Raw genomic sequence first — 4,357 nt, 5'->3', positions numbered from 1 at the left:
GGGGTGGAGGACGCCGACATCAACCGACTCTCAAGCGGGCACTGGTAAGGGTTCGCGCTCGCACTATAGAGGCGCTCTTGATCAGTTCGGAACTCTCACGATCGGATCACTGTTCGGCGGTGCGCATGTTTTTGCGCTCTGTCGACACTTTCTGATCGCTCGTCGGAGCCGCAGTCGCCGCCGGCTGCCGAGTTATCAAGAAACCTTGCATAAAAGGTCATAGCCCTGTGAAGGCCCTTTGATTTGCACTCGTCAATCAGTCAGGGTTTCGAACAGGCCGCCGGAGCGCTTCCGCCCGGTGGTCCAACCCCCCACAAACCCTGATGAGGAGACCCCTCTCGATGACAACTCACAAGCGTCCGCGCCGTTTCCGCGCCATCGCCGTTACGACCGCGATCGCCGCGGCGGCCGGAGTGACCGTGGCCGTCGGCCCGTTCGCGGGTGCGGCTCCCGCGCCCGCCGAGGGCACCGTGTTCGGGCTCGGCGCCCCGAACGCCGTGGCCGGCAGCTATGTCGTGCTGCTCGACGAGACCACCGACAAGGCCGGCAAGAGCCGGCTCGCCCAGGAGTACGGCGGCACCCTGCGCCGCAGCTACGACTCGCGCGTCAACGGCTTCTCCGTCAACAACCTGACGGAGAAGGAGGCCAAGCGGCTCGCCGCCGATCCGGCGGTCGCCAAGGTCGTCCAGAACCGGGTCTTCAGCATCAAGGCCACGCAGGAGAACCCGCCGTCCTGGGGGCTGGACCGCGTCGACCAGGCCGACACCGCGGGTGACCGGAAGTACACCTACCCGGACAACGCCGGTGAGGGGGTCACCGCCTACGTCATCGACACCGGCGTCCGCGTCAGCCACCAGGACTTCGGCGGCCGCGCCTCGGACGGCTTCGACGCCGTCGACAACGACGACACCGCCCAGGACGGCAACGGTCACGGCACCCACGTCGCCGGCACCATCGCCGGTGCCACCCACGGCATCGCCAAGAAGGCCAAGATCGTCGGCGTGCGCGTCCTGGACGACAACGGCTCGGGCACCACCGAGCAGGTCGTCGCCGGCATCGACTGGGTCACCCGCAACCACCAGGGCCCGTCCGTCGCCAACATGAGCCTCGGCGGCAGCGCCGACCCGGCCCTCGACGAGGCGGTGAAGAAGGCCATCGCCGCCGGTGTCACCTTCGGTGTGGCCGCCGGCAACGAGTCCGCCGACGCCGGCCAGGGCTCCCCGTCCCGCGTGCCGGAGGCCATCACCGTGGCCTCCTCCACCAAGGACGACCAGCAGTCCGACTTCTCCAACTTCGGCTCCGTCGTCGACCTGTACGCCCCCGGCTCGGAGATCACCTCCACCTGGAACGACAGCGACACCGGCACCAGGACCATCTCCGGTACGTCGATGGCCACCCCGCACGTCGTCGGCGCCGCCGCCGTCCATCTCGCCGGCCACCCGGACGCCACCCCGGCCCAGGTCGCCGCGGCCCTCGTCGGCGGAGCCACCGCCGACAGGATCGGCAACGCGAGCCCCGGCACCGCCAACAAGCTCCTGAAGATCGTCGAGTAACCCACCCGCGCCCGTACCACCGGCACGCGCACGGCCCGGACGGAGCCGACCGCGGCGTACGGCGGACACCGTGCCCCCCACCACCGGCACGGCGCCGCCGGCACCGGACGACCGGCCGGCTCCGTGCCACGACGGCCCGCCGCGCCCTCGAGGGCCGCGGCGGGCCGTTCCGTGTCGCGTGACAGCCGCGGCGCGTCGTCCGGGTCCCCGCCTGTCTCAGCGCCCGGACGGGGTGAGCAGGACGAAGTCCGCCCCCGCCGGGTCGACGCAGACGGCGAGCCGGCCGACGCCCTCCGCGTCCTCCGGGCCCATCTGCAGGCTGCCGCCGTGGTCGGTGACCCGGGCGACGGCGGCGTCGCAGTCCGTCACGTCGAAGACCGGGTGCCAGTAGGGCCGCCCGTGGGTCAGGACGAGGTGCTCCTTGGGAAGCTGCATCACCCCGCCGTGCATCCGCTCGTCGGGCAGGCTCGCCGGAGTGACCAGCGAGTACGTGCCTCCGCCGCCCGGCAGCTCCATGTCGTCGAACCGCCAGCCGAGGACCGTGCCGTAGAACTCCTTCGAGGCCGCCGCGTCGCTCGTGTACAACTCGGTCCAGGAGAGCGAGCCGGGCGCGTCCACCAGCTCGACGCCCTTGTTCGTCCCCGGCTGCCAGACCGCGAACTGCCCGCCCAGCGGGTCGTTGAACTGCGCCATGCGCCCCCAGTCGCCGAGATCCCTCGGTCGCACCCGCACGGCGCCGCCGCCCTGCTCGACGGCCCGGGTGGTGGCGTCCGCGTCGGTGACGGTGAAGTAGATCATCCAGGCCGAACGGGCGCCTTCCTCGGTGAGCCGGCCCAGTCCGGCGACGGTCTTCCCGTCCTTCCGGAACACACCGCCCTCCTCCTCCCCGTCGCCCATGGCCTCGTAGTCCCAGCCGAGCACGGCGCCGTAGAACGCCGCGGCGGCGCCGACGTCCGGCGCGCCCAGATCGAGCCAGCAGGGTGAACCGGGTGCGAAGTCGGTGGTGATCACGGTGTTGGTTCCCTTCCGTGGACCGTAGGTGCACCCAGCGTGACACCCGCCACCGACATCCGCCCGCCGGGCCGCACCCACCGGGGCGACGCGCGGCCCCGGCCGGGGGAGGGCGCAGCGCTGGTCGGCGCGGACCGGGAGTGGCACGCTGAGGAGAGGTCCGTGCCGACGACACGGGAGGGCCGAATGGGACGTGACGTCCCGGCGCGGGAGTTCACGCGGGACGACCGCCGCCGGTTCCGGGACAAGACCCATGCCTGCCTGGACGTCCTCGCCCGCATGCTGCGCGAGTCACGGTTCGACGCCGAGCGGCCGCAGGTCGGTCTGGAGATCGAACTCAACCTGGTGGACGGCCGGGCCGAACCCGCCATGCGGAGCGCCGACGTCCTGGCGGCCGTCGCCGACCCCGCCTGGTCGAGCGAGCTGGGACGGTTCAACCTGGAGATCAACATCGCGCCCCGGCGGCTCACCGAGGGGGGACCCGACTCCTGGGAGCGCGAGATCCGGGCGGCGCTCGACCACGCCGAGGAGAAGGCCGCGGCCCTCGGCACCCACCTCGTCATGATCGGCATCCTGCCGACGCTGGAACAGAAGGACGTGGGCGCCGCGGCGCTCTCCGAGAACCCCCGCTACCGCCTGCTCGACGAGCAGATCTTCGCCGCCCGCGGCGAGGACCTGCTGATCGCCGTGGACGGTGTGGAGCGGCTCCGTACCTACGCGGACACCATCACCCCGGAGGCGGCCTGCACCAGCACCCAGTTCCACCTCCAGGTCGCGCCCGAGGAGTTCGCGGCCCACTGGAACGCGGCCCAGGCCGTGGCGGGCGTCCAGGTGGCGCTCGCCGCGAACTCCCCCTTCCTCTTCGGGCGGGAACTCTGGCGTGAGACGCGCCTGCCGCTGTTCGAGCAGGCCACGGACACCCGCCCGCACGAGTTCAAGGAGCAGGGCGTCCGGCCCCGCGTCTGGTTCGGCGAACGGTGGATCACCAGCGTCTTCGACCTCTTCGAGGAGAACACGCGGTACTTCCCCGCCCTGCTGCCCCTCTGCGACGACGAGGACCCCCGCCACACCCTCGACGACGGCCGGACCCCCGCCCTCGCCGAACTCACCCTCCACAACGGCACGGTCTACCGCTGGAACCGCCCCGTCTACGCGGTGGTCGACGGCGTCCCGCACCTGCGGGTGGAGAACCGGGTGCTGCCCGCCGGCCCCACCGTCGCCGACGTGCTGTCCAACGGCGCCTTCTACTACGGCCTGGTCCACGCCCTCGCCGAGGAGGACCGGCCCGTCTGGTCGCGGATGTCCTTCGCCGCCGCGGCCGACAACCTGCACGTCGCGGCGCGCCACGGAATCGACGCCGAGCTGTACTGGCCCGGCACCGGCGAGGTGCCGGTGACCGAACTGGTCCTGCGGCGCCTCCTGCCGCTCGCCCACCGCGGTCTGGAACAGCTCGGACTGGACACGGCCTGGCGGGAACCGCTCCTCGGGATCATCGAGCAGCGGTGCGTCACCGGCCGGAACGGCGCCGTATGGCAGACGGAGATGTTCCACCACCTCCACGACGTCGTCCACGCCGGCCGGCACGAGGCGCTGCGGCGTATGACGCGCCAGTACATCGACTTCATGCATCTGAACGCCCCCGTGCACACCTGGCCGGTCGACTGACCACGCCCCGCGTGACCCGTTCGGACGGACCGGTGCCGACCATGACGGCGCTGGGCATCGCGTCGCGCCAGGACGGCGTCGGGGTCATGCCCGAGCGGCTGCCCCTCCCGGAGGACGTCCTCACCCTG

3 protein-coding genes are annotated in these 4,357 nt (G+C 71.7%); 2 read left to right on the top strand and 1 reads right to left on the bottom strand.

Annotated features, from left to right (window positions below; translation table 11 throughout):
- Nucleotides 1–341 precede the first annotated feature (341 nt).
- Nucleotides 342–1,553, top strand: coding sequence for a S8 family serine peptidase (locus tag RIF68_RS28625; protein ID WP_309054190.1), 1,212 nt, complete (start codon nt 342–344; stop codon nt 1,551–1,553).
- Between the two features lie 216 nt (nt 1,554–1,769).
- Here RIF68_RS28625 and RIF68_RS28620 read toward each other — a convergent pair whose 3' ends face one another.
- Nucleotides 1,770–2,564, bottom strand: a complete 795-nt coding sequence (locus RIF68_RS28620; protein WP_309054189.1) for a VOC family protein — start codon at nt 2,562–2,564, stop codon at nt 1,770–1,772.
- Between the two features lie 186 nt (nt 2,565–2,750).
- Between RIF68_RS28620 and RIF68_RS28615 the strand changes: the two genes are divergently transcribed.
- The gene (locus tag RIF68_RS28615; protein WP_309054188.1) at nt 2,751–4,229 is read left to right on the top strand and encodes a glutamate-cysteine ligase family protein; all 1,479 of its coding nucleotides are present in this window, start codon (nt 2,751–2,753) and stop codon (nt 4,227–4,229) included.
- Nucleotides 4,230–4,357: the final 128 nt, after the last annotated feature.

The organism is Streptomyces sp., from assembly GCF_031178505.1.
In the GTDB taxonomy this organism is placed as follows: domain Bacteria; phylum Actinomycetota; class Actinomycetes; order Streptomycetales; family Streptomycetaceae; genus Streptomyces; species Streptomyces gulbargensis.
Note: the sequence above shows the minus strand (reverse complement) of the source record. Positions and strands in the feature narration are given on the sequence as shown.